Below are 26,135 nucleotides of genomic sequence, written 5' to 3'. Positions count from 1 at the left end.
CATGGTTGTGCCCTAGATCGGGGGTGTCGCCCGGCCGCGCATGGCGTCCCAGACCCGGGAGGGGGTGAGGGGCATGTCCGCGTGCCGGATGCCGAACGGCTTGAGCGCGTCCACCACCGCGTTGACGATGGCCGGCGGCGATCCGACCGTGGCCGACTCGCCCACGCCCTTCGCGCCGATCGGGTGGTGCGGCGACGGGGTGACCGTGAAGCCGGTCTCCCAGTCCGGCACCTCCAGCGCGGTCGGGATCAGGTAGTCCATCAGCGAGGCGCCGAGGCAGTTGCCGTCCTCGTCGAAGGCGATCATCTCCATCAGCGCCATGCCGACGCCGTCGGTGAGCCCGCCGTGCACCTGGCCCTCGATGATCATCGGGTTGATCCGGGTGCCGCAGTCGTCGACCGCGATGAACCGGCGGACCTTCACCTCGGCGGTGCCCGGGTCGATGTCGACAACGCAGATGTACGCCCCGTGCGGGTAGGTCAGGTTCGACGGGTTGTAGCAGATCTGCGCCTCGAGCGCGCCCTCCATGCCCTCCGGCAGGTCGCCCGCGCCGTGCGCCCGGAAGGCGATCTCCTGAATGGTGACCGACCGGCCGGGGTCGCCCTTCACCTGGAAGGCGCCCTTCACCCAGTCCAGGTCGGCCACCGACACCTCGAGCATCGCCGACGCGATCAGCTGCGCCTTGTCGCGGACCTTGCGGGCCACCAGGGCCGCCGCGGCGCCGGAGACCGGGGTGGACCGGCTGCCGTACGTGCCGAGCCCGAACGGGGTGTTGTCGGTGTCGCCGTGCAGCACGTCGATGTCGGCCGGCGGGATGCCCAGCTCCTCGGCGATGATCTGGGCGAACGTGGTCTCGTGGCCCTGGCCCTGTGTCTTCACCGAGAGCCGGACGACGGCTTTGCCGGTGGGGTGCACCCGCAGCTCGCAGCCGTCGGCCATGCCGAGGCCGAGGATGTCCATGTTCTTGCGGGGGCCGGCGCCGACCGCCTCGGTGAAGAACGCGATGCCGATGCCCATCAGCTCGCCGCGGGCCCGTTTGAGCGCCTGTTCCTCGCGCAGTTCCGCGTACCCGGCCATGTCCATCGCCAGCCGCATGGTGGGCTCGTAGTTCCCGGAGTCGTACACCCAGCCGGTCTTGGTGGTGTACGGGAACTGGTCGGGCTGGATGAAGTTCTTCAGCCGCAGCTCGGCCGGGTCCATGGCCAGCTCGTGGGCGAGGCAGTCGACGATCCGCTCGACCAGGTAGACCGCCTCGGTGATCCGGAACGAGCAGGCGTACGCCACCCCGCCGGGCGCCTTGTTGGTGTAGACGGCGGTCATCTTGCAGTGCGCCGCCCGCAGGTCGTAACTGCCGGTGAAGACGCCGAAGAAGCCGGCCGGGTACTTCACCGGCGCCGCCGTGCCGTTGAACGCGCCGTGGTCGGCGAGCACGTTGGTGCGGATCGCCAGGATCTTCCCCTCGCGGGTCGCGGCGATCTCGGCGCGCATGATGTAGTCGCGGGCGAAGCCGGTGCTGATCAGGTTCTCCGAGCGGTCCTCCATCCACTTCACCGGCTTGCCGGTGACGATGGAGCCGACGATGGAGTGCACGTACCCCGGATAGATCGGCACCTTGTTGCCGAAGCCGCCGCCGATGTCCGGGGCGATCACCTGGATCTTGTGCTCGGGGATGCCGGCGACGATGGCATAGAGCGTGCGGTGCGCGTGCGGGGCCTGGGTGGTCGACCAGAGCCGCAGCCGGCCCTCGACCGGGTCGAAGTCGGCGACCGAGCCGCAGGTCTCCATCGGCGCCGGGTGCACCCGCGGATAGACGATGTCCTCGCTGACGACCACGTCGGCGGCGGCGAAGACCCGGTCGGTCTCGTCGGCGTCGCCGGTCTCCCAGTCGAAGACGTGGTTGTTCGTCTTGCCGGTGAGATCGTCGCGGATCAGCGGGGCGTCCGGCTCCAGGGCCCGGCGGACGTCGACGACCGGCTCCAGCACGTCGTACTCGACGTCGATCAGCTCCAGGGCGTCACGCGCCTGGTAACGGTCCTCGGCGACGACGAACGCCACCTCCTGGCCCTGGAAGCGCACCTTGTCGGTGGCGAGCACGGCCTGCACGTCGTTGGAGAGGGTCGGCATCCAGGCGAGGCCGAGCCCCTTGAGGGTCTCGCCGGTCACCACGGCCTTGACGCCGGGTGAGGCCTCGGCGGCGCTGGTGTCGATGCTGACGATCCGCGCGTGCGCGAACGGCGAGCGCAGGATCGCCAGGTGCAGCATGCCGGGCAACTGCACGTCGTCGGTGAAGCGGCCGCGGCCGCGCAGCAGCCGGGGGTCCTCCTTGCGGAGCATCCGCCCGAAACCGACCGGCTTCTGGTCGTTGTCCTCGAACTCGGTGAGCTTGTTCTCCGACACCGTCGTCACTGCGCTTCCACCTTGCTCTCGTGCACGGCGGCCCAGCGGACCGAGCGAATGATCGACGAGTAACCCGTGCAGCGGCAGATCTGACCGGAGATCGCCTCGCGGATCTCCCCCTCGGTCGGGTCGGGGTTCTTGTCCAGCAGCGCCCGGCAGGTCATCAGCATGCCGGGCGTGCAGAACCCGCACTGCAGGCCGTGGCACTGCCGGAAACCCTCCTGGATCGGGTCCAGCTCGGCGCCGTTCGCCAGGCCCTCGACGGTGCGCACCTCGTGGCCGCCGGCCATCGCCGCGAGCACCGTGCACGACTTGACGGGCTCGCCGTCCAGCCACACCACGCACACACCGCAGTTGCTGGTGTCGCAGCCCCAGTGGGTGCCGGTCAGGCCGAGCACGTCGCGCAGGAAGTGCACCAGCAGCAGCCGGCCCTCGATCTCCCTGGTGTACTCGGCACCGTTGACAGTCATCGTGACCTGCATCGCGTCAGCTCCTCGCCCGCTCGACAGCCGCGCGCAGGGTGCGCCGCGTCAGTTCGTCCGCCAGGTGGCGCTTGTAGTCGGCGCTGCCGCGCTGATCGGTCACCGGGTCACAGCTGCGCGCCGCGATCGCGCCGGCCAGCTCGTACAGATCGTCGCCGGGCTGGTTGCCGCGCAGCGCGGCGGAGATCTCCGGGATGCCGGTGGTGTTCGGGCCGACCGCGGCCAGGCCCACCCGGGCGTCGGAGATCCGGCCGCCGTCGAGCCAGACGGCCGCGCCGGCCGAGACCACGGCCCAGTCGCCGGCGCGGCGCTCGACCTTCGCGTACGCGCTGCCGCCGCCCGCCCGGACCGGGATCCGGATCTCGGTGAGAATCTCGTTGTCCGCCACCGCCGTCTCGTACGGCCCGACGTGGAACTCCTCCATCGAGACGACCCGCTCGGCGCCGCCCGGCCCGCGGATCACGCAGCTCGCGTCGAGGGTTGTGCAGACCGCGGAGAGATCCTCGGACGGGTCGGCCTGGCACAGCGAGCCGCCGAGCGTGCCGCGGTTGCGCACGATCGGGTCGGCGATCACCCGCTCCGCGTCCCGGAAGATCGGGAAGACCTCGGCCAGCGGGTCGGACTCCAGCAGCTCGCGGTGCCGGGTCATCGCCCCGATCCGCACCTCGTCGCCGCCGAGACGGATGTATCCCAGCTCGCCGTGCAGGTCGTTGATGTCGATGAGATATTCGAAGTTGGCCAGCCGGAGCTTCATCATCGGCAGCAGACTGTGCCCGCCCGCCACCAGCCGGGCCGAGCTGCCCAGACGCTCCAGCAGTCCAATCGCTTGATCCACGCTCGTGGCACGCTCGTACTCGAACGGAGCCGGCACCTGCACCCTGCACCTCCCGGGAGGAATCCGCGCCGACCCTCGCGCGCCGTCCGTCCACTGTCAACAGCGACCTAAGCGTTCGCTTAACCAGTCGTTGACGGGGCTCCCACGATCACGGAAGGGTGCGGGGATGCGTGACATCGTTGACGGCCTGCTCACCTGGCGCGCCGCCGGCATCGGCTTCGCCGTGGCGACGGTGGTGAACACCTGGCGGTCGGCGCCCCGGCAGCCGGGCGCGGCGATGGCCGTCAGCGAGCACGGCGAGGTGCTCGGCAGCGTCTCCGGCGGGTGCGTGGAGGGCGCCGTCTACGCCGCCGCCGAGGAGGTCATCAGAACTGGAAAGGCACAGACGCAGACGTACGGGGTGAGCGACGGCGATGCTCTCCAGGTCGGTCTCACGTGCGGTGGCACCCTCGAGGTCCTGATCCAGCCGGCCACCGCGCTGACCGGCCTCGACGAGCTGCTGCAGGCGGTGCTGAAAGGCAGCCCGGTCGCCACCGTCTCGGTGCCGGACGCGCAGCTCGTGGTCCGGCCGGACCGGGTCGAGGGCACCCTCGGCGACGACGAGCTGGACCGGGCGGCCGCCCAGCTGGCGGCCGGGCTGCTCGCCCACGGCCGCAGCGCCGTCGTGACCGCCTGCGAGCGGGAGGTCTTCGTGCAGTCGTGGGCCGCGCCGGCCCGCATGATCGTCTTCGGCGCGATCGACTTCGCGGCGGCGGTGGCCCGGATCGGCAGGTTCCTCGGCTACCGGGTGACCGTCTGCGACGCCCGCGGCGTCTTCGCCACCGCGGCCCGGTTCCCGGAGGCCGACGAGGTCGTCGTCGAGTGGCCGCACCGCTACCTGGCGGGCACCGAGGTCGACGAGCGCACCGTGCTGTGCGTGCTCACCCACGACCCGAAGTTCGACGTCCCGCTGCTGGAGGTCGCACTGCACACCCCCGCCCGGTACATCGGGGCGATGGGCAGCCGGCGCACCTGCGAGGACCGGGTGCACCGCCTGCGTGCGGCAGGCGTCCCGGAGGCCGCGCTGTCCCGGCTGCGCGCCCCGATCGGCCTGGACCTGGGCGCCCGCACCCCGGAGGAGACCGCGGTGGCGATCGCCGCCGAGATCGTGGCGTCGTCCTGGGGCGGCTCGGGGGCGCCGCTGACCGGCCTCAGCGCGCCCATCCACCGCCCGGCGTGATCCGCCGGCACCGCGCTGATCGGCCGTTCCTGCCCGGCTGCCTGCGCCGCGGCGTCGATCAGGGCACGGCCGTCCACGGGCGGCTCGCTGTCAGCGGCGGCGGAGCGGTTGGTACCGGTGGCCGACGCCGAACTCCCAGCCGCGGCCGGCCGGGGTCCACGGGCGGCGCCGCCGGGTGAACGCGCCGCCGGGCCAGCCCCCGTCACGGCCGGGGCCGCCGCACGGGCGGCCGCGGGCGGCTCGGCGCCGGTCCCGGCGGTTGGCACAGCCGAGCAGCGCCGCATCGATGCCGGCCCGGATGCCCACGAGTGTCGATGTCATGTACGGATCATCGCCGCGGCAGGCGCCGTGAGCCAACCGGATTTCATGGGGTGGCGCCGGGCGACGGCCGGGGCGGACCGCCTGGCCGACCCGAGCCGAGCCCGGGACTCTTCCTGACGCGTACTATAAAGGGGTTTTCATCCGCGTTTCATCAGGCGGCCGACGGCAGCCATCAGTTCCGAGGCCATCTCGTCGGCGCGGCCTTCCTGCGCGCCCTCGTGCATGCAGTGGCGGGCGTGGCCGTCGAGCAGGCCCAGCGCGACCTTGTCGAGGGCGGCCTGGATGGCGGAGATCTGGGTGAGGATGTCGATGCAGTAGCGATCGTCCTCGACCATGCGGTCGATGCCGCGCACCTGCCCCTCGATCCGTCGCAGCCGCGACTGCAGGTTGTCCTTGGAAGCTGTGTAGCCGCGGGTAGGGGCAGGATTGGTCATGCCTGCCATGATACAACCCCCAGGGGGTATGACGAGCCGCACTTTGATACCCCTACCGGGTATGTGTAACGTAGGGGCATGAGGACTTCCGTGAAGCTGACTGCCTACGCCCTCGGGCTGGCCCTGACGTTCGGCGCCGCGGCCGGGGCGGGGCGGGTGCTCGGGCCGGACGAGGAGCCGGCACCGGCCGCGCCGGCCGCGCACACCGACACCCACGCCGCACCGGCGAGCGATCAGGCGCCGGCCGCCTCGCTGCCCGGCGGGCTGCAGGTCACGCAGGACGGATATCGCCTCGCGCCGGTCTCCACCCGGCTCGGCGACGGCACTTTCGCCTTCAAGATCCTGGGGCCGGACGGGCAGCCGGTCCGGCGATATGTGCGCAACCACGACAAGGATCTGCACCTGATCGTGGTCCGCCGCGACCTCTCCGGATTTCAGCACGTCCACCCGGCGCTCGGGGCGGACGGCACCTGGAGCATCCCGCTGGCGGTGACCGCCCCCGGGCAGTACAGGGTGTTCGCCGACTTCCAGCCGGAGGGTCACGACCAGCTCACCCTCGGCGTGGACGCCCCGGCCCCCGGCGACTACCGGCCCGCTCCTCTGCCGCCGGCGGCGGTCGTCGCGGAGGTGGACGGCTACTTCGTCACCGTCGGCGGCGGCCTGACACCCGGCGCGTCCTCGCAGCTCACCTTCACGGTGGCGAAGGACGGCGCGACGGTCACCGGCCTGGAGCCGTACCTCGGAGCGTTCGGGCACCTCGTCGCCCTGCGCGACGGGGATCTGGCCTATCTGCACGTGCACCCGGTCGACGAGAAAAGCCTGGCGTTCGCGGCGGAGGTCCCGTCCGCCGGGGTCTACCGTCTCTACCTGGACTTCAAGCACGACGGGAAGGTGCGCACCGCCGAGTTCACGATGGCGACCGCGGGCGTCGAGGCGCCCCGCGCCGTGGAGAAGCCGGCGCACGAGGCCGACGGCCACACCCACGACTAGGAGGACATCGTGCTCATCGAACTCGAGATCGGCGGGATGACCTGTGCCTCGTGTGCGGCCCGCATCGAGAAGAAGCTCAACCGCATGGACGGCGTGACCGCCACGGTCAACTACGCCACCGAGAAGGCGACCGCGACGGTCGAGGACGGCGTCACCGCCGCCGATCTGATCGCGACCGTGCAGAAGACCGGCTACACGGCCGCCGTCGAGGAGATCGTCGAGAAAGCGGATGAACCGGACTCCCTGCGGACCCGGCTGTGGATCTCGATCGTCCTGAGCGTTCCGGTGATCCTGCTGGCCATGGTCCCGGCCTGGCAGTTCACCTACTGGCAGTGGCTGTCGCTGACGCTGGCCGCGCCGGTGGTGGTCTACGGCGGCTGGCCGTTCCACCGCGCCGCCGCCGTCAACCTGCGCCACGGCGCCGCCACCATGGACACCCTGATCTCGCTCGGCACCCTCGCCGCCTTCGGCTGGTCCCTGTGGGCGCTCTTCTTCGGCACCGCCGGCGAGCCGGGCATGACACACCCCTTCACACTCGCTGTCACCCGCACCGACGGCGCCGGCAACATCTATCTGGAGGCGGCCGCCGGGGTCACCACGTTCCTGCTGGCCGGGCGCTACTTCGAGGCCCGCTCCAAGCGCCGTGCCGGCGCCGCGCTGAAGGCGCTGCTGGAGCTCGGCGCCAAGGACGTCGCGGTGCTGCGCGACGGATCCGAGGTGCGCGTGCCGACCGCCGAGCTGAGGGCCGGCGACCGCTTCGTGGTGCGCCCCGGTGAGAAGGTCGCCACCGACGGCGTCGTCGAGGACGGCAGCTCCGCGGTCGACCGCAGCATGATCACCGGCGAGAGCGTCCCGGTCGAGATCGGCCCGGGCGACCCGGTGACCGGCGCGACCGTCAACGCGGGCGGCCGCCTGATCGTGCGGGCCACCCGGGTCGGCGCCGACACCCAGCTCGCGCAGATGGCCCGGCTGGTCGAGCAGGCACAGGCCGGCAAGGCGGACGTGCAGCGGCTCGCCGACCGGATCTCCGGGGTGTTCGTGCCGATCGTGATCGGTCTCGCGGCGGCCACCCTCGGCTGGTGGTTCGGCACCGGCGCCGGCTGGACGGCCGCGTTCACCGCCGCGGTCGCCGTGCTGATCATCGCCTGCCCGTGCGCGCTCGGCCTGGCCACACCGACCGCGTTGCTGGTCGGCACCGGCCGCGGCGCCCAGCTGGGCATCCTGATCAAGGGCCCGGAGGTGCTGGAGTCGACCCGCCGGGTGGACACGGTCGTGCTGGACAAGACCGGCACCGTCACCACCGGCACGATGGTCCTCGCCGACGTCGTCCCCGCTCCCGGCGAGGACCGCGACGAGGTGCTCCGGCTGGCCGCGTCGGCCGAGGCCGGATCGGAACACCCGATCGCCAAGGCGATCGCCGCGGAGCTGAGCGAGCACCTTCCGGTGAGTGATTTCACCAGCTCGGCGGGCTTGGGGGTACGCGCGAAGCACGGCGACCGTCTGATCGTGGTCGGCCGCCCCGCCCTGCTGCGCGCGGAGGGTCTCGACATCCCGGCCGCCGTCCTCGCGGCGATGGAGGCCGAGGAGCGCGCCGGCCGGACGGCTGTCGTGGCCGGCTGGGACGGCGCCGCCCGCGGCGTCCTCTCGGTCGCCGACGCGGTCAAGCCCAGCAGCGCCGCCGCCGTCGCCGGGCTGCGCCGCCTGGGCCTGCACCCGGTGCTGCTGACCGGCGACAACGAGGCAGTGGCCCGGGCCGTGGCCGCCGAGGTCGGCATCGACGAGGTGATCGCGGAGGTGCTGCCCGCCGACAAGGTCGACGTGGTGAATCGGCTGCAGGCGGCCGGCAAGGTCGTGGCGATGGCCGGTGACGGCGTGAACGACGCGGCGGCGCTGGCACAGGCCGACCTGGGCCTGGCCATGGGCACCGGCGCCGACGTGGCGATCGAGGCCTCCGACCTGACGCTGGTCCGCGGCGACCTGACCGCGGCGGTGGACGCGATCCGGCTGTCCCGGCGCACCCTGCGGATCATCAAGGGCAACCTGTTCTGGGCGTTCGCCTACAACGTGGCCGCCCTGCCGCTGGCCGCCGCGGGCCTGCTGAGCCCGATGATCGCGGGCGCCGCGATGGCGTTCTCGTCGGTGTTCGTGGTCGCCAACAGCCTCCGCCTGCGCCGCTTCCGGCCCAGTTAACTCCACATTGGCCGGGTGTTCCGCCCGGCCCGGCACCGTGTCGGGTGCAAGATTCACTCGGCCCGTGGAGGAAACGTGGCTGCTAGACCCCTTCTCGCTTCGGCGGCCGCCGTGGCCGTGGTGCTCACGGCGGCCCCGGCGCCCGCGTCCGCTTCGTCGTTCCCGGCGGGCGGGCGCGACTGTTCGCCCACCGCGTCCCTGCTCGGCTTCTCGGACGCGCTGGACAAGACCACCTTCGCCGGAACCCCGGTCGCCGGGCTCTCCGCGCTCGCGCTGACCGGCCGGTCCCGCGGCCTGGCGCTGGTCGACAACATCGGCACGACGCCGGCCCGGCTCTACGACGTGGACCTGGCGCGCCCCGCGGTTCGCGGCGTCACGCTGCTCAAGCGGGCGGACGGCACCGCCTACACCGGTGCGGACTTCGACGGTGAGGGCCTGGTGGCCGAGGGCCGCACGGTCCTGGCCAGTTCGGAGCGGGAGCCGTCGATCCGCCGGTTCCGGCTCTCCGACGGCCGCGAGATCGGCTCGCTGCCGGTCCCGGCCCGGTTCCGGGTCGCCCCGGCCGGCGAGGCCGCGACCAACCAGACGTTCGAGGCGCTGACCACCACCCCCGACCACCGGGTGCTGTACGCCGGCATGGAGGGTTCGCTCGCCACCGACGGCGCCGGCAACAACCGGATCCTGCGGTATTCCGGCCGCGCCTACTCGCAGACCGCTCAGCACGCGTACCGCACCGACCCCGGGCTCAACCTGGTCGAGCTGGTCGCGCTCGGCGACGACCAGCTGCTGTCGGTGGAGCGCGGGTTCACCGCGGGCGCCGGCAACACGGTCCGCGTCTTCCAGGTCGACGCGACCGGCGCCCCGGACGTCTCCGGCGTCGCCTCGCTGTCCACCGTCACCGACCCGCGCGGGTGGCTCGGCAAGCAGCTTCTCGCCGACATCGCCGACTGCCCGCCGTCCGGCGCCACCGCGAAACAGCCGCAGCCGAACCCGCTGCTGGACAACATCGAGGGCGCGGCGCTGGGCGGGCCGCTGCCGGGCGGGCGCCGCCTGCTGTACCTGCTCTCCGACGACAACGGCAGCGCCACCCAGATCACCCGGCTCTACCGGCTCGCCGTCCGCATCGCGCCGAAGGTGACGCTGCGCGACCGGGCGATCCTGCCGGCCACCGCCTATCAGCCCGGCCCGGTCTCCGGCACCCAGCTGAGCACCACCCCGGTCAACGGCATCACCGCGCCGTTCCCGGGTCAGCCGATCCCCGGCTTCTCGGCGGTCATCCCGGCCCGGGCCGGCGACCTGTCCGGCAGGCGCCTGCTGGCCATGCCGGACAACGGCTTCGGCGCCAAGAACAACTCGGCGGACTTCCTGCTGCGTGCGTACGACATCGCGCCTGACCACCGCCGGCACACGGTGAAGGTCAACGGGTGGATCAGCTTCCGCGACCCGAACCGCAAGGTGCCGTTCCCGATCGTCAACGAGAACACCCCGGACCGGCTGCTGACCGGTGCGGACTTCGACATCGAGTCGCTGGCCCGGGACCATCGGGGCGATCTGTGGATCGGCGAGGAGTTCGGGCCGTACCTGGTGCGTACCGACCGGACCGGCAAGGTGCTCCAGGCGCCGATCCCGCTGCCGGACGGCGGGAAGTCGCCGCAGTCGCCGGACCTGGCCCCGGGTGAGACGGCCACCGTGCCGGGCAGCCGCGGCTTCGAGGCCATGGCGGTCAGCGCGGACGGCCGGACGCTGTACCCGATCCTGGAGGGCGCCCGCACCGACGACGCCGACCAGACCCGCCGCATCGTCTACGAGTTCGACGTCCGCGCGAACCGGTACACCGGCCGCACCTGGTCCTTCCACGTGTCCGACCCGTCACTGGTGATCGGTGACGCCGCGGTGCTCGACGGCCGCCGGCTGCTGCTGATCGAGCGGGACAACTTCATGGGCGCCCAGTCGCAGGTCAAGCGCCTGGTCGTCACCGATCTCGACACGGCGTCCGCCGACGGCCGGCTGTCCCGGCGCACTGCTGTCGACCTGATGCGGGTCGCCGATCCGCGGGGCGTCTCCACCCCGGCCCGTCCCGGCGAGTACGGCGTGGGCCCGCTGTTCTCGTTCCCGCTGCAGTCGGTCGAGTCGGTGCTGCCGCTCGGCGGCAGCCGGGTGCTGGTCGCCAACGACAACAATTTCCCGGGCAACGACGGCCGCGTCCCGGGCCGCGCCGACGACACCGAGCTGATCGTCATCGACGTCCCCGGCCTCCGCTGACCCTTCCCGCGGGGAGGGTTCGGCTTCCCGAACCCTCCCCGCGGCGCCTCTGGACGGGTCCCGGCCGCACCGCTAGCGTCCACCTCAGACAGATCACCGTTCCTGCAACGATCGGTCGGGTCGGATGAGTGCTGGCACCCTGCACGTACGCACGCTGAACGGTCGCGGCTCCGCCTTCGACGTCGCCCGGCTGGACAAGGCATGGGCCGGCATCGGCGCCGCCGGCTCCAGTCCGGTCGAGATCGATCTCCGCGGCGTCTGCTACATGGAGCACGAGACGCTGCTCTTCCTCGTCGGGGTGCTCAGCGAGCGGGTCCGCCGCGGCCACCCGACGTTTCTCGGCCTGCCGGACGACGCGCGAGTGCTCGACTACCTGCGGGCCTGGGCTTTCCCCGACGCCGTCACGCTCGCCACCGGCCTGCCGTTCGCGTCCTTCCTGACCGGCGAGTCCCGCATCAGGTTCGCTCGGATCAGCGGCTCACCGCCGCGTTATGTGGCGATGCTGGCAACCCCCGGCGGCGGGCGGGAGCAGCTGCTCCCCCGGACGTCGTTCGCGCTCACCGCCATTTCGCTGGCCGACAACCCGGCCGAGGCGGCCACCGTCGTCACCAGTCGCTGGCTCGACCGGCACATCGTCAGTGTCCTCGACCGTTACCTGGGGGGCTTCGGCAAGCGGATCGCGACCCAGGTGATCCGCGAAGCCGTGCTGAACGCGGCGAATCATCCGCAGGCCACCGTCGCGTTCACCTCGGCACAGGTGGTGAAGCGCCCCGACCGCCTCCGGCGGGATGTCGGCGACCAGGCCGAGATGGAGATCGCGATCTGGGACGACGGGAAGACGTACGCCGAGACGCTGGCCGGCGCGCTCCAGTCGGAGCGCACCGTGCGTTCGCCGGCCTTCGGCTTCGTCCGCGAGACCTTCGACATCACCGTGTCCGGCGAGGGGACGGCGAAGAAGGTCATCAAGCTCAGCTCCGAGGACCGGTCCACGGTCGCCAACCCCGAGCACCTGATGGTTTCCTCGTTCATGCTCGGTGTGACGTCCGTGCCCCGGCCGCGCCCGGACGGCGGGGCTCGCGGTGACACCTACGCCGACCTCGCGGAAGACCTGTTACCGGCCGGGGCGCGGGTGCACGGCGGACTCGGCCTCTATCTCATCCGCAAGACTGTCATCGATCAGTTCGGCGGGACCATCCGGTACGTGAGCGGTGACTATCGCCTGCGCCTGCGGCTCGACGACAGGCCCAACCGGTACATCGGTGAGATTCAGCGACTCGGTCCGCATGCCTGCCCCTTCCGAGGCAACCTGCTGATAGCGAGCGTCCCGCTGAGAAACGCGTGATGGCAGAGCCGCCGTACTCCATCCTCCGCATCCGTCCTCTGCCGATCATGGCAGAGGGCTTCACCCAGGACCGGCTCCACGCGATCGCCCGCTCGTTCGCCCGCCCATCGGCCGGGGACGGCCCGGGCGACGGGCCGTCGGAGACCTTTCCGGTAGCGCTCGACATCGAGGCGTTCGACGACGAGACGATCTCCGCCCTCACGGACCGCTTGACCGCCCTGACGCAACAGTCGTCCGTCGTGCTGATCGACATGGACTACGACCGCGCCGGCGGGCGGTACGCCCTCGTCGACATCCTGCTCTTCCAAGCCATGGGGAAGCTGCCCGACGCTTCGCTGCGCGGCAAACAGATCCTCATCATCGTGAAGGAGTCGCTGGCGCCGACCGACGACCTCACGCTGCTGGCCGAGGACGAACGCTTCCGCCAGTCGGTGATCATCGTCGACTCGGCCGGCCGGGTCTCGACCGCGGAGCCGCCGCAGTGGTTCGGGGAGGCCGAGAACCCGGAGTGGATCAGTCTTCGGGAACGCCGGAACATCTTCGCCGGCAAGCTCCTGCGCTCCCGCGGCGTGTTCGCCTCGAGCACCCGCACGACTGAGTACTCGGTGTACCGCTACTCGGCCGGCGGCTGCGCCACCGAGCTGCAGGAATTGCTGACGGCATACTTCGAGGACCGCCGGGTGGACTTCGTGGTGTACGACGACACCGGGTCGAAGTGGCTGACGTCGGCGGTCAACGCCGCCTGCTTCGAGGCCGGTGTCAAGGCGTACACCATCGACGACATCCGCGGCCGGACGGCGGACGACCAGGTGCTGGCCGCCGTCGCCGAGGTCGCGAAGCAGGACTTCGGGAATCCGGAGAAGCGGTTCGCGGTGGTCACACCTGCCTACAAGACCGGCCGGCGGATCTCCGAGCTGTGGCGGGAGTGCCGCGAACGCGGACGGGAGGACGCGAATCTGCTCGCGGTGCTCTGCGACCTCCCGCAGACGGCCGAGCCCGCGGACTCGGCCGTCTGCGGCACGGTCACGGTCCCGCTCGACGGCGTCGACGTGGAGCTGGACTACTTCGCCGCCGTCGACATCACCCTGCTGCGGGAGGATTCCTGGCAGGTCCGGGCGGCCAAGCTGTCGAACGAGGTCCAGCAGATGGCGGATCCGTGGCGCACACCGTCGTCCGTCTCGATGCTGACGCTGTTCGACGACTACGGATCCGCCCTCGAGTACGCGGTGCCGTCCACCCGGCAGGGCATCCGATCCTTTCCCCAGCTCCGCAATCTCGACGACTGGGACTCGCTGTGGCTGGCCGAGGCGCTGATCGACGCGATCGAGGTGCGGCTCGAGTGCCCACGAGCGCAGCTCTTGATCGTCGCTCCCGACGAGGGCACCGCGATCCGTCCCATCAGCGACGCGGTGGAACGGCGCCTGGCCGTCGCGATCGCGAAGGTCGAGCGGCAGGTGATCAAGGAAGAGCGCGCTCTGCCGGCCAAGGTCGCCGGGATCATCCATCGGTACCGCAGCTCGCGGATCGCGCTGCTGGACGAGTCGTCGGTCACCTACAGCACCCTCACCGAACTGGACCGCATCGTCCGCAAGACGATCGGGCGATCCGCCGACATCTCCGCCTCGGTCATCGAGCTGCCGGTGGGAGCGGCGCCGCGACCGGACAACATGTTGAGCCTGATCCGGTGGAACCCGCTGCGGATGACGAAGAAGGGCCGGCGACATGCCTGACGCCGCGAGTCTGCGGAACATCGCCAGCCTCGCGCTGGCCTGCGGCCGTATCGAGTCCACCGGCCGCGACCTGGCCCTCGAGAGACTGCTGTCCCAGCTGATCGACGACTATCCGAACGTGGCCCGGATCGTCGCGCCGGTCCTGGTGGCCCGGGGCGACCGGATCGGCAAGGACCTCGGCAAGGTGGTCCGGGACCGGGTGGGTGACTACGAAGGAGCGCCGTTCATGGACGAGCCGGTCGAACTCACCGTCGACTACCTGGTGCTCACCGTCAAGAAGGTGGAGCTCACCGCCTGCCTGCAGGTCTTCGGCGTGACCGACACCTCGCAGGTGGTCAAACTGGGGCACGGCCTGGAGGCCTGGACGGCCGAGGTCGACAACCGGACCTTCGCGATCGCGATGGTGGGCACGGCCGGCAACGTCGAGTCGGCGTTGCACCTGGGCGCTCTGCTCACCCTGATCCGCGCCAAGGCGTGCGTGCTGATCGGCATGGCGGGCGGGGTCAGGGGTGAGGTGAACGCGGGCGACGTCGTCGTGGCCGAGTCGGTGCTGGCCTACGAGTTCCAGGAGATGAGGCGGGGCGGTCCGGTCTACATGCCCAAGGCGTACTCCCCTCCGGAGCGGCACATCAACCGGACCGAGCTGCTCGACGTCATCGTCCGGACCTGGCCGGCCGACGTGCGGCGGGACTTCCTGGCGGACTTCGGCACGGACGCCCAGGCACCCGCCGACGAGTTGCGGACCTGGGAGCCCCGCGTACGCCGCGGAGTCGTGCTGGCCGGCAGCAAGCTGATCGAGGACGGCTCGCTGCCCGACCTGGTGAAAGGCCTGCACGCCCGGACCCTGGCGGCCGAGATGGAGGGCGCCGGCTTCGCCGCCGCGTGCGGCGAGCGGGACGTGCCCTGGCTGGTCATCCGGGGCATCGCCGACCACGGCGAGACTCCGCGCCCCAAGCACTGGCAGCTGGCGGCCAGCTACGCCGCGGCCCGTTTCCTGCGCGACGGCCTGCGCCACCAACGCATCGACCTGCTGATCTGACGCGGCGCGGGTGGCCCGGCGCACACCGGGTCACCCGCTCACGTGCTCAGTCCAGGATGGCGGTGACCGTGCCGGCGGCGACGGTGCGGTTACCCTCGCGGACGGCGAAGCCGAGACCCACCTCCAGGGCGATCTCCTTGCCCAGGGTCACGGTCACCTCGTCCAGGGTGTCCCCCGGCATGACCAGGTCACGGTCGCCGAGGTCCAGCCCGCCCGAGACGTCGGTGGTGTGGAAGTAGAACTGCGGGCGGTAGTTCGCCTCGAACGGCGTGTGGCGCCCACCCTCCTCCTTCGTCAACGCGTACATCCTGGCCCGGAAGACCCGGTGCGGCCGCACGCTGCCGGGCGCGGCAACCACCTGGCCCCGCTGCACCTGCTCGCGCTTGATGCCGCGGAGCAGGACGGCGGCGTTGTCGCCGGCCTGTGCCGACTCCAGGACCTTGCCGAACGTCTCCAGGCCGGTGGCGACGCTGGCGACGGTCGGGCCGAGGCCGACCACCTCCACCGGCTCGCCGGCGCGCAGCTCGCCGCGCTCCACCTTGCCGGTGACCACGGTGCCACGCCCGCTGATCGAGAGCACGTTCTCGATCGGCATCAGGAACGGCTCGCCGAGCTCGCGGGGCGGGACCGGCACGTAGTCGTCGACCGCGTCGAGCAGCTCCCCGACGGACGCCACCCAGCGCGGGTCGCCCTCGAGGGCCCTGAGTGCGCTGACCCGCACGACCGGGACCTCGTCGCCGGGGAACCCGTACCCGCTGAGCAGCTCGCGGACCTCCAGTTCGACCAGGTCGAGCAGCTCCGGGTCGTCCACCGCGTCGCTCTTGTTGAGGGCGACCACCAGGTACGGCACGCCGACCCGCTGGGCGAGCAGCACGTGCTCGCGGGTCTGCGGCATCGACCCGTCCTGCGCCGAGACGACCAGGATCGCGCCGTCCACCTGCGCCGCTCCCGTGATCATGTTCTTCACGTAGTCGGCGTGGCCGGGCATGTCGACGTGGGCGTAGTGGCGGTTCGGGGTCTCGTACTCGACGTGGGCGATGGTGATGGTGATCCCGCGGGCGGCCTCCTCCGGCGCCTTGTCGATCCCCTCGAACGCGACGTACCGGTTGGCAACCGGGTCGCGGTCGGCGAGGACCTTGGTGATCGCGGCGGTCAGCGTCGTCTTGCCGTGGTCGACGTGTCCCATCGTGCCGATGTTGAGGTGCGGCTTGCTGCGGATGAACTGGCTCTTCGCCATGGTTTCTCAGTCCTCACTGGATGCGAGGCATCGTGGTGTTACACGACCCGTCGCCAGGCGGGCGCGTCAGAACCCGGGCAGGGGACAGCCACCCTTCCCCGGGGTTCTGCTGCCGGTGGGGAAGGGTCAGACTCGCGTATCGGCGCCGGGAAGAGCGCGCGCGGGAGCCACCACCGTGCGGGGCAGCTGCAGACCGGGCGCGAAGAACATGTCGCCGAAGATAGCGCGCCGCGCCGGTGTCGGCCAGCGATTTAGATTTCGGCGCGGGCGGCCGGGGGCAGCAGGGCGGGATCGCCGGTCGGCCAGCTGTCCGGGGCGGTGCCGAGGGCGGTGAGCTGCTCGATCTGCTGACCGCACCAGGGCGAGAACGCACCGGGCGTGGCCGCGACGTCGCGCGTGAAGTCGGTCCAGGTCAGCCAGCGGGTGGCGGCGACCTCGTCGGGGTTGGGCCGCGGGTCGGCGCGGACGGTCGCGTGGAAGACGGGGCACATCTCGTTCTCCACGACACCGTCCAGCTCGGCCCGGTAGCGGAAGGCGGGCAGCACGAGGCGCACGGTGTCCAGCATGAGCCCGAGCTCGAACCCGGCGCGGCGGTGGACGGCGTCGACGATGGGCTCGCCCTGCTGGGGATGCCCACAGACGCTGTTGGTCCAGACACCGGGCCAGGTCTTCTTGTGCAGGGCGCGCTGCGAGATCAGGAATCGGCCGGCGGAGTCGAAGACATAGCAGGAGAACGCGAGATGAAGAGGCGTGTCCGCGGTATGCACCGTCTGTTTGTCGGCCAGGCCTTCTGCTTCACCGGACTCGTTGAGAAGAATGACGTGTTCCACGGGCGTTCCCGATTCCGAGCAGGCCGGTGCACGGCGTTTCACCAAGGCTGGACGTTTCACCAAGGCTGGACGAGGGTGAGCGCTGGTCAGCTCACCCGAGAGCATGCCGGCGACATCGGCGACGCGGGCCTGCGGGGCTGACGCTACACAGCCGGTTGGCGATCCGCCAGTAACTCAAAGTAGTTCGGTAGTAACTTTTCGCGCCGGGCGGTCGACCGATTTTGGTCTGCCTGCCCTGGTGGAACGGCGACTCCACGCCGATATCGGGCCAACAAGCGCGCTGCGTACATAGCGAATGATTTTCGCTTCTCGGGGGGCGGCCCATGATCCCTCATTTGCCGATCTCGCCTTGGTGCATGACCGCCCGCTGACCTGCCGCTTCTACAGATCTCGGAACGCTCGCGACGACCGGCCACTGCGGACAGTGACGAAAGCCCGCGCGACTATCCACTGTGATCTATGTCGCACTCGACTTCGCTTCATGATCGACATAACTATTGGTGAGAGTAGGTGATCAGCAGCAGCGCCTGCCGGTGCCGAAAAAAGTAGGACGAAGCGGGCAGGTCGACCCCAGGAAGCCGGGCGACCGGGGCAGTCGGCGGCTGCTCGGAACAGGGGTCAGGATGCAAGACTTGTCGGTAATGGATCGTCTCGGCAGCCAGCTCGGCCGCCTCTGCCACGTCGTCGGCATCGACCCCGCCACGCCGGTGGATCTGCTTTCCGGCGTCCTCGGCGAGCACGGGTCACGGCCGCTGTCCGACCCGCCCGCCTGGCCGTCCGGCGTCGCCGACGATCACACGCCGATCGAGTTCTCGCTCGCCTACAACGAGACCGAACCGCCCGCGCTGCGCATTCTCGCCGAGGTTGTCGCGCCCCTTCCCGGCATGGCCGAGAACATGGCGGCCACTTACGATTTCCTGCACCGCCACGCCGCGCGGTACAACCTTTCCACCGGCCGGCTCGACACCATTCGTGAGCTGTTCACCACCGAAAGCCCGAAGGACGACTTCGGCCTCTGGATCTCCCTGGTGTTCCGCGCCGGGCGACAGCCCGAGTTCAAGGTCTACCTCAACCCCGAGCTGGCCGGCCCCGAACAGGCGCCCGAGGTCGTCGCCGAGGCGCTGGGCCGGCTCGGACTCGGTCCGGCGTACGCGAGCATGCTGCGCCATGCCGTCCGCGCGGGTGAGCTCGGCTGCCGGGACCGCCTGACGTTCTTCGCCCTCGACCTGCACGACGGCCCGCAGGCCCGGGTCAAGCTCTACCTCTCGCACCACGACGCCGAGCCGGGCGACGTCGCGCGCGCCGCCGCCGCGGTCGACGGCGTCGACCCGGACGAGGTGGCCGCCTTCTGCCTCAGCAGCGGGGGCACCGAGCGCTTCGGCGGCCGCCCGCTGGTGGGCAGTTACACGATCACCGAGGGCGCCGACCGGCCGGTCGGCTACAGCATCTACGTGCCGATCCGCGACTACGTCGACGACGACGAGCAGGCCCTCGCCCGGGTCCTGCCGCTGCTGGAGCGCTACCGGTTCGACCCCGCCGTCCTCGACCGGGCGATCGGCGCCGTCACCGACCGGCGGCTCGCCGACGGCGCCGGGCTGCTCGCCCACGTCTCGCTGCGCCTCGGGCCGCCGCGCCCGGGCATGACGGTCTACCTGTCCTCCGAGGCGTACCGGGTGACGCCGCCTCGGCCGCTGTCGGTCCCTGTCTAGGAGCTCCCTTGCTGCCCCCGCACATCCCGCTTCCCCCGCCGTACCGGATCAAGGTGGTGGAGCCGATTCCCTTCCTCACGCCCGAGCAACGGCGCGAGGCCATCAGCGCGGCCGGGTACAACCCGTTCAACCTGCGCGCCGACCAGATCACCGTGGACCTGCTCTCGGACTCGGGCACCGGGGCGACCTCGTCCCTGCAGGAGGCCGCGGCCGCGGTCGGCGACGAGTCGTACGCCGGTGCCCGCTCCTGGTTCCGCTTCCGCGAGGAAGCCGCCGAGCTGACCGGTTATCCGCACCTCCTGCCGGTGCACCAGGGCCGGGCCGGCGAGCGCATCCTCTTCTCCGGTCTGCTGAAGCCGGGGCAGATCTGCGTCAGCAACACCCACTTCGACACCACTCACGCCAACGTCCAGATCGCCGGCGCGGAGGCACGCGACCTGCCCTGCCCCGAGGCCGCCGACCTGGACAGCACCGCGCCGTTCAAGGGCAACATCGATCTGGTCGCGCTGGAGCGCACCCTCACCGGCCCGGACGGCCCGCGGGTCGGCCTGGTGCTCATGACGATCACCAACAACGGGCTCGGCGCGCAGCCGGTCTCGATGGCCAACCTGGAGGCGGTCCAGGCCCTCTGCCGCCGCTACCGGGTCCCGTTCTTCCTGGACGCCGCCCGGTTCGCCGAGAACGCCTGGCTGGTCAAGCAACGCGAGGACGGTTACCGGGACTGGACGCCGCGGCAGATCGCCACCCGGGCCTTTCAGCTCGCCGACGGCTGCCTGATCAGCCTCAAGAAGGACGGCCTCACCGCGATCGGCGGCCTCATCGGGTTGCGCGACGACGACCTGTTCGCCCGCTGCGAGGCCAACCTGATCGCCACCGAGGGGTTCTCCACCTACGGAGGACTCGCCGGGCACGATCTGGAGCGTCTCGCCCAGGGTCTGCGCGAGGTGGTGGATCCGGCGTACCTGGCGTCCCGCGCCGAGCAGACCGCACGCTTCGCCCGCATGATCAACGATGCCGGCGTGGACACCGTCCAGCCCGCCGGCATCCACGCGCTGTACCTCAACGCCGGCCGGCTGCTGCCGCATCTGTCCCCGGCCGAGTTCCCCGGGCACTCGCTCGGCTGCCAGCTCTATCTCGACGGCGGCATCCGCTCCGCCGAGCTCGGCTCGTTGTACCTCGGCACCCTCGACGCCGAGAACCGGCTGACCAGCCCGGCGCCCTTCGAGCTGGTCCGGCTGGCGATCCCCCGGCGGGTCTACACCGAGGAGCATTTCGGGTACGCCGCGGCGGTACTCGGGGCGATCGCGAAGAACCCGGAGCGGATCCGTGGCTACCGGATCGTCTCGGCGCCACCCCTGCTGCGCCACTTCAAGGTCCGGCTGGAACCGCTGCCCTGAGATCCCGTGAGCCGGCCGTGGCTCCCGCCGCCGCATGCCTCGCGGGGCGGCGGGATCCACCGCTCTCAGGTCACCGCGCCGGCTGCAGCCGTGCCATCGCGTGCCGGACCAGGGCGACCAGCGCCTGCTTGCTCGACGACCGGTCCCGCGCGTCGAGCCACACCAGCGGCACCTCCGCGCCCAGCTTCAGCGCGCCGCGGATCTCGTCCTCGGTGTACGGGCACTCGCCGAAGAACCTGTTCACCGCGGCCACGAACGGCAGGCCCCGCCGCTCGAAGTAGTCGACGGCCGGGAAGCTGGTGTCCAGCCGCCGGGTGTCGACCAGCACGATCGCCCCGATCGCGCCCTGGGCCAGCTCGTCCCACATGAACCAGAACCGGTCCTGGCCGGGGGTGCCGAACAGATAGAGCACCACGTCCGCGCCGATGGTGATCCGGCCGAAGTCCAGCGCCACCGTCGTGGTCGTCTTGGACTCCACCCCGGTCACGTCGTCCACCCCGATGCCGGCCTCGGTGAGCAGCTCCTCCGTGGTCAGCGGAGGGATCTCGCTGACCGAGCCGACCAGGGTCGTCTTACCGGTGCCGAAGCCACCGGCCACGACTATCTTGACTGATGTGCGTCTCATTCCTCAGTCCTCGTGATCAGAGCCGCTCGAGGCCGGCCAGGACCGCGCCGAGCACACCCGGGTCGATGACCCGGTGCTGCGCCGGCGAGCCACTGTCCAGATAGCCCTGTTCCAGCAGCACGTCGACCATCACCTTGACGATCGCCAGCGGGATGTGCAGGTACGCGCCGATCTCGGCGATCGAGATCCAGTTACCGCACCGGTTCAGGATCTGCAGGTACTCGGGCTCGAGCCGGGTGGCGTCGGCCGGCAGTGCGATGACCTGGGTGGCCAGGTCCAGGTTGCTGTCCCGCGGCGTGGTCCGCCCGTTGACCAGGATGTACAACGGGACGAACCGTCCGGCCGCCGTCTCGTCGTCGCCGTCCCAGTCGTCAGTCATTGCGGCCTGGGGCGTCGGCGCCCGGCATCGCCGAGCGGGCCGGCGCACCCAGATAATCCCCGATGCGGGTGACCAGCCGGCTCACCTCGTAGGCCACCATGCCCATGTCGACGTCCTGGTCGCAGAGCACCGCCAGGCGGGCGTTCTGCCCGGCGGCCGCGACGAACAGGGTGTGCTCCTGATATTCGATGACCACCTGCTGCACCGGCCCGCTGGCGAAACGCCGGCCGGTCCCGGCGGCCACGCTGTACATCGAGGAGGCGCCGGCGGCGAGGATCTCCGCCAGGTCCTGCGCCATCGACGTCGACTTCTGGACGATCAACCCGTCGGTGGACAGCACGACCACGGAGACGACGTGCGGCACCTCGGTGAGGTCGTCGAGCATCCAGGGCAGTTCGAGGGAAGAGGTCGAGTTGGTCACGCGTTCCCGCCTTGCTCAGCTTGGTTTTCTGTCTCGTCGCGGTCGGCCGCACGCCCCGCGGCACGACCCCTCTGGTAGTTGGCGAAACGGTTGCGGGCCTCCTCCGGCGAGCGCGTCGCGAGCACGTCGCCGGTGGTCTCGCCGATCGACGCCTCCTCGCGCAGGCCGGGTGCCAGGTGCTGCTGCGGTTGCCGGCTGGGCAGCGGCGGTCTGGTCCCGGCGGTGGGGCCCGGGGTGACGGCCCGCTCGGGGGCCCGGACGGCGCTGCTCGGCTCTGGTTCGCTCACGGGGCCGCCTGCGGTGTGGTCGGAAGGCCGATCGGCGCCGGCCTCGGGTTCCAGGAGACCCACCGCGGACCGGGACACGGCGGGCGCCGCGGCGGGCCGGTCCGGCGCCCGGCGGGCACTCTCCATCGGCGGCGCGGCGGCGACGGCCTGCGGGCCGTTCCCCTCGGCCGGCAGGTCACCGGTGACGAGCAGGCGCTCGGGCAGGAGCACGACGGCGAGCAGGCCGCCGTACGCCGAGCGGCGCAGGCTCACCTGCACGCCCTCCCGTTTGGCCAGCTCCGCCACCACGTAGAGGCCGACCTGCGCGCCGTCCTTCAACTCGGTGACGTCCGGGGTGGGCGCCGCGGCGAGCAGGGTGTTCGCCCGTTCCACGGCGTCGGCGCTCATGCCCACGCCGGCGTCCTCGATCTCCACCGCGACGCCGTGGTTGACCTTCACCGCGGTCACCCAGACCGTGGTCCGGGGCGGGGAGAACGCCAGCGCGTTGTCCAGCAGCTCGGCCAGCAGGTGGATGACCTCGGCGACCGCGTACCCGACCAGGTGCACGTCGGTCGCGCTGCGCAGGCTGATCCGCTGATAGTTGTGCGCCTCGGCGAACGCGGCCAGCAGCACCCGGCGCAGCGGCATCGGCTTGGAGAACCGCCGGCCGATCTGCCCACCGGCGAGGATGACCAGGTTCTCCAGGAAGCGCCGGGTCTGATTGAGCTGGTGGTGGATGTCGAACAGGTGGCTCAGCAGCTTCTCGTCGCCGATCTGCCGCTGCAGGTCCTCGATCACCTTCAGGCCGCGCTGCAACGGGCGCTGCGGGCGCCGCGCGACACCCATCAGCATCGCGGTGCCGGCGGCCCGGGCCTTGGCCTCGTCGACGGCCGCCTCCGCGGCGGCGCGCAACGACCGGTTGAGCACGCTCGCCACCTGGCCGATCTCGTCGCTGCCGTAGTCGCCGGGGGCGAACTCGACGGCCAGGTCGACCGGTTCCCGCCGGCGCAGCTGGTCCATGACGGCCGGCAGACGCTCGTCGACGAGCGTGTCGGCGTCGCTGCCCAGCCGGGACAGGCGGACCGAGAGGGCCCGGTCGACCAGGACGGCCGACTGGCGCAGCGCCCAGAGGATCGCGCCGATCGCCACGAGCAGCGCCACCAGACTGCCGACCAGCGCGCTGAGGAGCTGGTTGTTGCCGGTTCGCAGGGTGCGGGCGGAGACCTGGTCGGCCTCGTCGATGGTCAGGTCGGACAGGCGCGCGGCGACGGCCGCGGTCGCATCGGTCCACTCGCCGCGGATCTGGCCGAGCGCGGCCGGCGTCCCCCGGCGCCACGGCCCGGCTGCCATGATCGCGTTCTCCGCGGCCAGCAGGGCCCGCCACTCGGCGGTGCGCTCGAAACTCTGCAGCTCGTCGCGGACCGCCGGCTCCATCTGCGCCCGGCTGCTCTCCAGCTGATAGTGGTACGCGTTGACCAGGCGCGCGAACTCCAGGTAATCCGAGCGCCCGAACGCGTTCGCGGCGAACGCGCCGTCCATCGTCGAGGCGGCCCGGGACATCAGGTCGCTGGCCCGGAACAACTCGGTCGCCGTGAGGCCGCCCTGCGCCGCCACCGCGTCCGGCACGATCCGGGCCTGGTTGTCGAAGAGGTCGGCCGCGGCGTCGAGCAGCTCGTTGTAGAACGTGTACGCCCGCTCGTCCGTGGTGGACCGGGCGTCGATCGCGCTGCGGGTGCTCGGCAGCTGGTCGAGATAGCCGGACAGCGTCCGCCAGCGTTCCAGGATCGAGTCCGGCGCGCGGGCCAGCTGGCTGTCGGCGACCTCACGCAGCTTCGTCAGCTGTGCGTCGGTCTGCTGCCGCTGGTCGAGCAGCGACTTCAGGTCCCGGGAGGGGCGGGCCAGGTACGCGATGCTGAGCCGGCGTTCCTGCTGGATCGAGGAGAGCGCGGTGACCGCGGGGATCGAGACCTCGCGCACCGTGATGGCCACCGTCCGGTTGTAGAAGCCCTGGAAGACCAGGTAACCGGAGGCGGTGAACCACAGCAGCAGGGCCACCACACTGGGAATGAGAACCAGGCGTACGACGCGTCGCTTGATCGACTGCTGCCGGGTCTTTTGCGGACGGGGTGCGGGGTCGGCCGGTGCAGGCGCCAACGTTCATCCAATCTGGGCAGCGTGAAGCACCGATCTGCGCTCGGGGTACGGCGCGATCGAAGTGCGTACAGACCCTAGCGTCACGGCATGATCCGCACCAGCGAGGATTTTCCGCTTTTGTACGGATCTCGCGCCGCCGGTCCAGGTCAGCGGATCTTCGTCCGCCGGTAACCGTTCGGCATACGCCGTGGCACGCTCACCGTCCGTCCGAGCCCGGTGAACAGCGAGTCTACTTTAGACGCCCCCATTCGATCATGCCGCCCACCGCCGGCCCGCCCCACCCCCGCGTGTGAAGTTCGGGCTCGTATGCGGGCCGAACTTCACACACAGGTCAGCCCGCAAAGCGCGTGTGAAGTTCGGGCTCGTATGCGGGCCGAACTTCACACGCTGGGCTGGTCGACTTGTGCGGGTATGAGCATGTGTTGGCGTGCTCCGATCGGGTAGCGGCAGAGGGTGACTTCGCAACGTGTGGTGGTGGCCGGGCAGCTGGCCCGCGATCTGGTCCTGCTCGTCGACGAGATGCCCGAGGCCGGCAGCTCCGCCGACGCCCGGCTGCGGCGGGAGATGCTCGGCGGCAAGGGCGCCAACCAGGCCGTCGCACTGGCCCAGCTGGGCGCCCAGCCGGCCCTGCTGGCGGTCTGCGGCGACGACCGGATCGGCGACGAACTGCTCTCCCAGGCACGCGCGGACGGGATCGACGTGTCCCCGGTGATCCGCCGGGCCGGCACCCCGACCGGGCTGATCGTGGAGGCACTGGACGCCGGGGGTCGCTACCGCTACCTCGAGCACCTGCCGGAGCCGATGCTGCTGACCGAGGCGGACGTGCAGGCGGCGGAACGGCTGCTGCGGGACGCCGACGCCGTACTCGTGCAACTGCAGCAACCGGGACCCGCCGCACTGGCCGCCGCCCGCCTGGGCCGCGCCGGCGGAGCGCTGGTGGTGCTCGACGGCGCACCCGGCGACGACACCGACCGCGCGGCGCTGCTGGCCGCCGCCGACGTGGTGCGCACCGACGGCAAGGAGACCGAGCAGCTGACCGGCACCGCGGCGAAGGACCCGGCCGAGCTGCGCGCGGCGGTCGGCGACCTGTCCGGGCCGTCGCTGTTCGCGTTCGAGCTGCCGGAGGCGAACTACTTCGTGTGGCGCGGCGAGCGGTGGGGCGACGGCGAGGTGCTGGTCCCGCTCAGCGACGAGAAGGTGGTCGACACCACCGGCGCCGGTGACGCGCTCACTGCCGCCCTGACCGTCGCGCTGCTGCGGGGTGCGCCGCCGGAGGAGGCGGCTCGTTACGCCGTCGCGGCGTCCGGCGCGACCGTCGGCCACCCCGGCGGCCGGCCGAACCTCAGCGATTCGGCTCTGCGCCGCCGCATCTGACCCCCGCCCTATCCGGCGGGCTCCAGCGGGCGGCTCACGTCCCAGTGCTCGACGATCAGGAAGTCCTCGAACCGCCAGATGTCCACCACCGCCTCGGCCGGGCCCTCCTCCGGGATCAGGTGGTAGTGCGCCACCACGAACTCGGCGTCCGCGACGACGTGCTGCAACTCGAGCGTGGCCGTCGCCAGCGGTGAGTTCTTGATGAACTCGATCCAGGCGTCCCGGCCGGACGGGGCGCCCGGCGTGTGCGTCACGAAATCCTCTCGGATGATCTCGAACAGCACGTCGGCGTCGCCCTCCGCGAACCGGCCGAAAGCCTCGAGAAACCGTCTCTTGTTCTCCGCGGCGATATCGATGTCAGTCATGTTCCCACAGTCGCAGAGGCGCGACGGCCTGTCGATCGCCTCGCGGACATAGCATCGACCGCGGCGTTTGTCCGGCGTTTCCGCGATGTCTGTCCGGATGTCCGGCGGGAGTGCGCCCGGACGGTCAATAAATCGCC

Annotated in this window: 22 protein-coding genes; 10 read left to right on the top strand and 12 right to left on the bottom strand. The window is 71.2% G+C overall.

Translation table 11 applies throughout. From position 1 onward, the window contains the following. Positions 1–12 precede the first annotated feature (12 nt). Genes AC0NH5_RS06555 through AC0NH5_RS06545 form a run of 3 tightly spaced genes read right to left on the bottom strand, consistent with a single transcriptional unit; the run spans position 13 to position 3,750 of the window. Positions 13–2,406 carry an aerobic carbon-monoxide dehydrogenase large subunit gene (locus AC0NH5_RS06555; protein ID WP_474400957.1) on the bottom strand — a complete coding sequence of 798 codons (2,394 nt, stop codon included), beginning with the start codon at positions 2,404–2,406 and terminating at the stop codon, positions 13–15. Further along, the gene (locus AC0NH5_RS06550; RefSeq protein ID WP_474400956.1) at positions 2,403–2,879 is read right to left on the bottom strand and encodes a (2Fe-2S)-binding protein; all 477 of its coding nucleotides are present in this window, start codon (positions 2,877–2,879) and stop codon (positions 2,403–2,405) included. Before AC0NH5_RS06550 ends, AC0NH5_RS06555 begins: the two co-directional genes overlap by 4 nt. Before the next feature lie 4 nt (positions 2,880–2,883). Then, entirely contained in the window at positions 2,884–3,750 is an 867-nt protein-coding gene (locus tag AC0NH5_RS06545) for an FAD binding domain-containing protein (RefSeq protein ID WP_474400954.1), read from the bottom strand. 130 nt (positions 3,751–3,880) lie between these two features. On the opposite strand from AC0NH5_RS06545, the gene AC0NH5_RS06540 reads away from it, so the two are divergent. Continuing rightward, positions 3,881–4,933, top strand: a complete 1,053-nt coding sequence (locus AC0NH5_RS06540; RefSeq protein WP_474400952.1) for an XdhC family protein — start codon at positions 3,881–3,883, stop codon at positions 4,931–4,933. Between the two features lie 90 nt (positions 4,934–5,023). Here AC0NH5_RS06540 and AC0NH5_RS06535 read toward each other — a convergent pair whose 3' ends face one another. Together AC0NH5_RS06535 and AC0NH5_RS06530 are read right to left on the bottom strand one after the other, a co-directional pair. Beyond that, positions 5,024–5,254, bottom strand: coding sequence for a hypothetical protein (locus AC0NH5_RS06535; RefSeq protein WP_474400950.1), 231 nt, complete (start codon positions 5,252–5,254; stop codon positions 5,024–5,026). A gap of 137 nt (positions 5,255–5,391) precedes the next feature. Beyond that, complete coding sequence (locus tag AC0NH5_RS06530; RefSeq protein ID WP_045746267.1) at positions 5,392–5,688, bottom strand: metal-sensitive transcriptional regulator; 297 nt, start codon at positions 5,686–5,688, stop codon at positions 5,392–5,394. Between the two features lie 78 nt (positions 5,689–5,766). Between AC0NH5_RS06530 and AC0NH5_RS06525 the strand changes: the two genes are divergently transcribed. From AC0NH5_RS06525 to AC0NH5_RS06500, 6 genes are all read left to right on the top strand, one after another. Further along, positions 5,767–6,678: a hypothetical protein gene (locus AC0NH5_RS06525; RefSeq protein ID WP_474400948.1), complete on the top strand. Its 912-nt coding sequence runs from the start codon at positions 5,767–5,769 to the stop codon at positions 6,676–6,678. 9 nt (positions 6,679–6,687) lie between these two features. Then, positions 6,688–8,868 carry a heavy metal translocating P-type ATPase gene (locus tag AC0NH5_RS06520; protein WP_474400947.1) on the top strand — a complete coding sequence of 727 codons (2,181 nt, stop codon included), beginning with the start codon at positions 6,688–6,690 and terminating at the stop codon, positions 8,866–8,868. 75 nt (positions 8,869–8,943) lie between these two features. After that, positions 8,944–11,130 carry an esterase-like activity of phytase family protein gene (locus AC0NH5_RS06515; RefSeq protein ID WP_474400945.1) on the top strand — a complete coding sequence of 729 codons (2,187 nt, stop codon included), beginning with the start codon at positions 8,944–8,946 and terminating at the stop codon, positions 11,128–11,130. Positions 11,131–11,254: 124 nt separating this feature from the next. After that, positions 11,255–12,472 carry a hypothetical protein gene (locus AC0NH5_RS06510; RefSeq protein ID WP_474400943.1) on the top strand — a complete coding sequence of 406 codons (1,218 nt, stop codon included), beginning with the start codon at positions 11,255–11,257 and terminating at the stop codon, positions 12,470–12,472. Beyond that, on the top strand, positions 12,472–14,202 hold the full coding sequence (locus tag AC0NH5_RS06505; protein WP_474400941.1) for a hypothetical protein: 1,731 nt from the start codon (positions 12,472–12,474) through the stop codon (positions 14,200–14,202). Before AC0NH5_RS06510 ends, AC0NH5_RS06505 begins: the two co-directional genes overlap by 1 nt. Further along, positions 14,195–15,241 carry a 5'-methylthioadenosine/S-adenosylhomocysteine nucleosidase family protein gene (locus AC0NH5_RS06500; protein ID WP_474400940.1) on the top strand — a complete coding sequence of 349 codons (1,047 nt, stop codon included), beginning with the start codon at positions 14,195–14,197 and terminating at the stop codon, positions 15,239–15,241. The genes AC0NH5_RS06505 and AC0NH5_RS06500 overlap by 8 nt, the downstream gene beginning before the upstream one ends. A 46-nt stretch (positions 15,242–15,287) precedes the next feature. Here the strand turns inward: AC0NH5_RS06500 and tuf are convergent, their stop codons facing one another. Next, a complete protein-coding gene (tuf, locus tag AC0NH5_RS06495) occupies positions 15,288–16,478 on the bottom strand; it encodes an elongation factor Tu (protein WP_474400939.1) in 1,191 nt (396 codons plus the stop codon). A 251-nt stretch (positions 16,479–16,729) separates the two neighbouring features. Continuing rightward, a complete protein-coding gene (gene idi, locus AC0NH5_RS06490) occupies positions 16,730–17,308 on the bottom strand; it encodes an isopentenyl-diphosphate Delta-isomerase (protein WP_474400937.1) in 579 nt (192 codons plus the stop codon). A 623-nt stretch (positions 17,309–17,931) separates the two neighbouring features. On the opposite strand from idi, the gene AC0NH5_RS06485 reads away from it, so the two are divergent. After that, complete coding sequence (locus AC0NH5_RS06485) at positions 17,932–19,017, top strand: tryptophan dimethylallyltransferase family protein (protein ID WP_474400936.1); 1,086 nt, start codon at positions 17,932–17,934, stop codon at positions 19,015–19,017. A gap of 8 nt (positions 19,018–19,025) precedes the next feature. Further along, positions 19,026–20,414, top strand: a complete 1,389-nt coding sequence (locus tag AC0NH5_RS06480; protein WP_474400935.1) for a tryptophanase — start codon at positions 19,026–19,028, stop codon at positions 20,412–20,414. Positions 20,415–20,484: 70 nt separating this feature from the next. Here the strand turns inward: AC0NH5_RS06480 and AC0NH5_RS06475 are convergent, their stop codons facing one another. The 4 genes from AC0NH5_RS06475 to AC0NH5_RS06460 are packed head-to-tail and all read right to left on the bottom strand — an operon-like array spanning position 20,485 to position 24,259. Next, on the bottom strand, positions 20,485–21,039 hold the full coding sequence (locus tag AC0NH5_RS06475; RefSeq protein WP_474400933.1) for a GTP-binding protein: 555 nt from the start codon (positions 21,037–21,039) through the stop codon (positions 20,485–20,487). 16 nt (positions 21,040–21,055) lie between these two features. Continuing rightward, entirely contained in the window at positions 21,056–21,418 is a 363-nt protein-coding gene (locus tag AC0NH5_RS06470) for a DUF742 domain-containing protein (RefSeq protein ID WP_474400932.1), read from the bottom strand. After that, on the bottom strand, positions 21,411–21,839 hold the full coding sequence (locus AC0NH5_RS06465) for a roadblock/LC7 domain-containing protein (protein WP_474400931.1): 429 nt from the start codon (positions 21,837–21,839) through the stop codon (positions 21,411–21,413). Before AC0NH5_RS06465 ends, AC0NH5_RS06470 begins: the two co-directional genes overlap by 8 nt. Further along, on the bottom strand, positions 21,836–24,259 hold the full coding sequence (locus AC0NH5_RS06460) for a sensor histidine kinase (protein WP_474400929.1): 2,424 nt from the start codon (positions 24,257–24,259) through the stop codon (positions 21,836–21,838). The genes AC0NH5_RS06465 and AC0NH5_RS06460 overlap by 4 nt, the downstream gene beginning before the upstream one ends. Positions 24,260–24,712: 453 nt before the next feature. On the opposite strand from AC0NH5_RS06460, the gene AC0NH5_RS06455 reads away from it, so the two are divergent. Next, positions 24,713–25,633 (top strand): PfkB family carbohydrate kinase, encoded by a 921-nt coding sequence (locus AC0NH5_RS06455; protein WP_474400928.1) that lies wholly within the window; start codon positions 24,713–24,715, stop codon positions 25,631–25,633. 8 nt (positions 25,634–25,641) lie between these two features. On the opposite strand, the gene AC0NH5_RS06450 is transcribed toward AC0NH5_RS06455, so the two are convergent. Beyond that, the gene (locus AC0NH5_RS06450; RefSeq protein ID WP_474400926.1) at positions 25,642–25,998 is read right to left on the bottom strand and encodes a nuclear transport factor 2 family protein; all 357 of its coding nucleotides are present in this window, start codon (positions 25,996–25,998) and stop codon (positions 25,642–25,644) included. Positions 25,999–26,135: the final 137 nt, after the last annotated feature.

This window comes from Actinoplanes sp. 13 (assembly GCF_056134165.1).
Note: the sequence above shows the minus strand (reverse complement) of the source record. Positions and strands in the feature narration are given on the sequence as shown.

Bases quoted from the DNA above. Each gene is read 5' to 3' on its own strand.
- AC0NH5_RS06530 (WP_045746267.1), bottom strand. From the start codon at position 5,688: ATGACCAATCCTGCCCCTACCCGCGGCTACACAGCTTCCAAGGACAAC.
- AC0NH5_RS06475 (WP_474400933.1), bottom strand. From the start codon at position 21,039: ATGAGACGCACATCAGTCAAGATAGTCGTGGCCGGTGGCTTCGGCACC.
- AC0NH5_RS06500 (WP_474400940.1), top strand. From the start codon at position 14,195: ATGCCTGACGCCGCGAGTCTGCGGAACATCGCCAGCCTCGCGCTGGCC.
- AC0NH5_RS06550 (WP_474400956.1), bottom strand. From the start codon at position 2,879: ATGCAGGTCACGATGACTGTCAACGGTGCCGAGTACACCAGGGAGATC.
- AC0NH5_RS06510 (WP_474400943.1), top strand. From the start codon at position 11,255: ATGAGTGCTGGCACCCTGCACGTACGCACGCTGAACGGTCGCGGCTCC.
- AC0NH5_RS06450 (WP_474400926.1), bottom strand. From the start codon at position 25,998: ATGACTGACATCGATATCGCCGCGGAGAACAAGAGACGGTTTCTCGAG.
- AC0NH5_RS06505 (WP_474400941.1), top strand. From the start codon at position 12,472: ATGGCAGAGCCGCCGTACTCCATCCTCCGCATCCGTCCTCTGCCGATC.
- AC0NH5_RS06540 (WP_474400952.1), top strand. From the start codon at position 3,881: ATGCGTGACATCGTTGACGGCCTGCTCACCTGGCGCGCCGCCGGCATC.
- AC0NH5_RS06535 (WP_474400950.1), bottom strand. From the start codon at position 5,254: ATGACATCGACACTCGTGGGCATCCGGGCCGGCATCGATGCGGCGCTG.
- tuf (WP_474400939.1), bottom strand. From the start codon at position 16,478: ATGGCGAAGAGCCAGTTCATCCGCAGCAAGCCGCACCTCAACATCGGC.
- AC0NH5_RS06525 (WP_474400948.1), top strand. From the start codon at position 5,767: ATGAGGACTTCCGTGAAGCTGACTGCCTACGCCCTCGGGCTGGCCCTG.
- AC0NH5_RS06470 (WP_474400932.1), bottom strand. From the start codon at position 21,418: ATGACTGACGACTGGGACGGCGACGACGAGACGGCGGCCGGACGGTTC.
- AC0NH5_RS06485 (WP_474400936.1), top strand. From the start codon at position 17,932: ATGCAAGACTTGTCGGTAATGGATCGTCTCGGCAGCCAGCTCGGCCGC.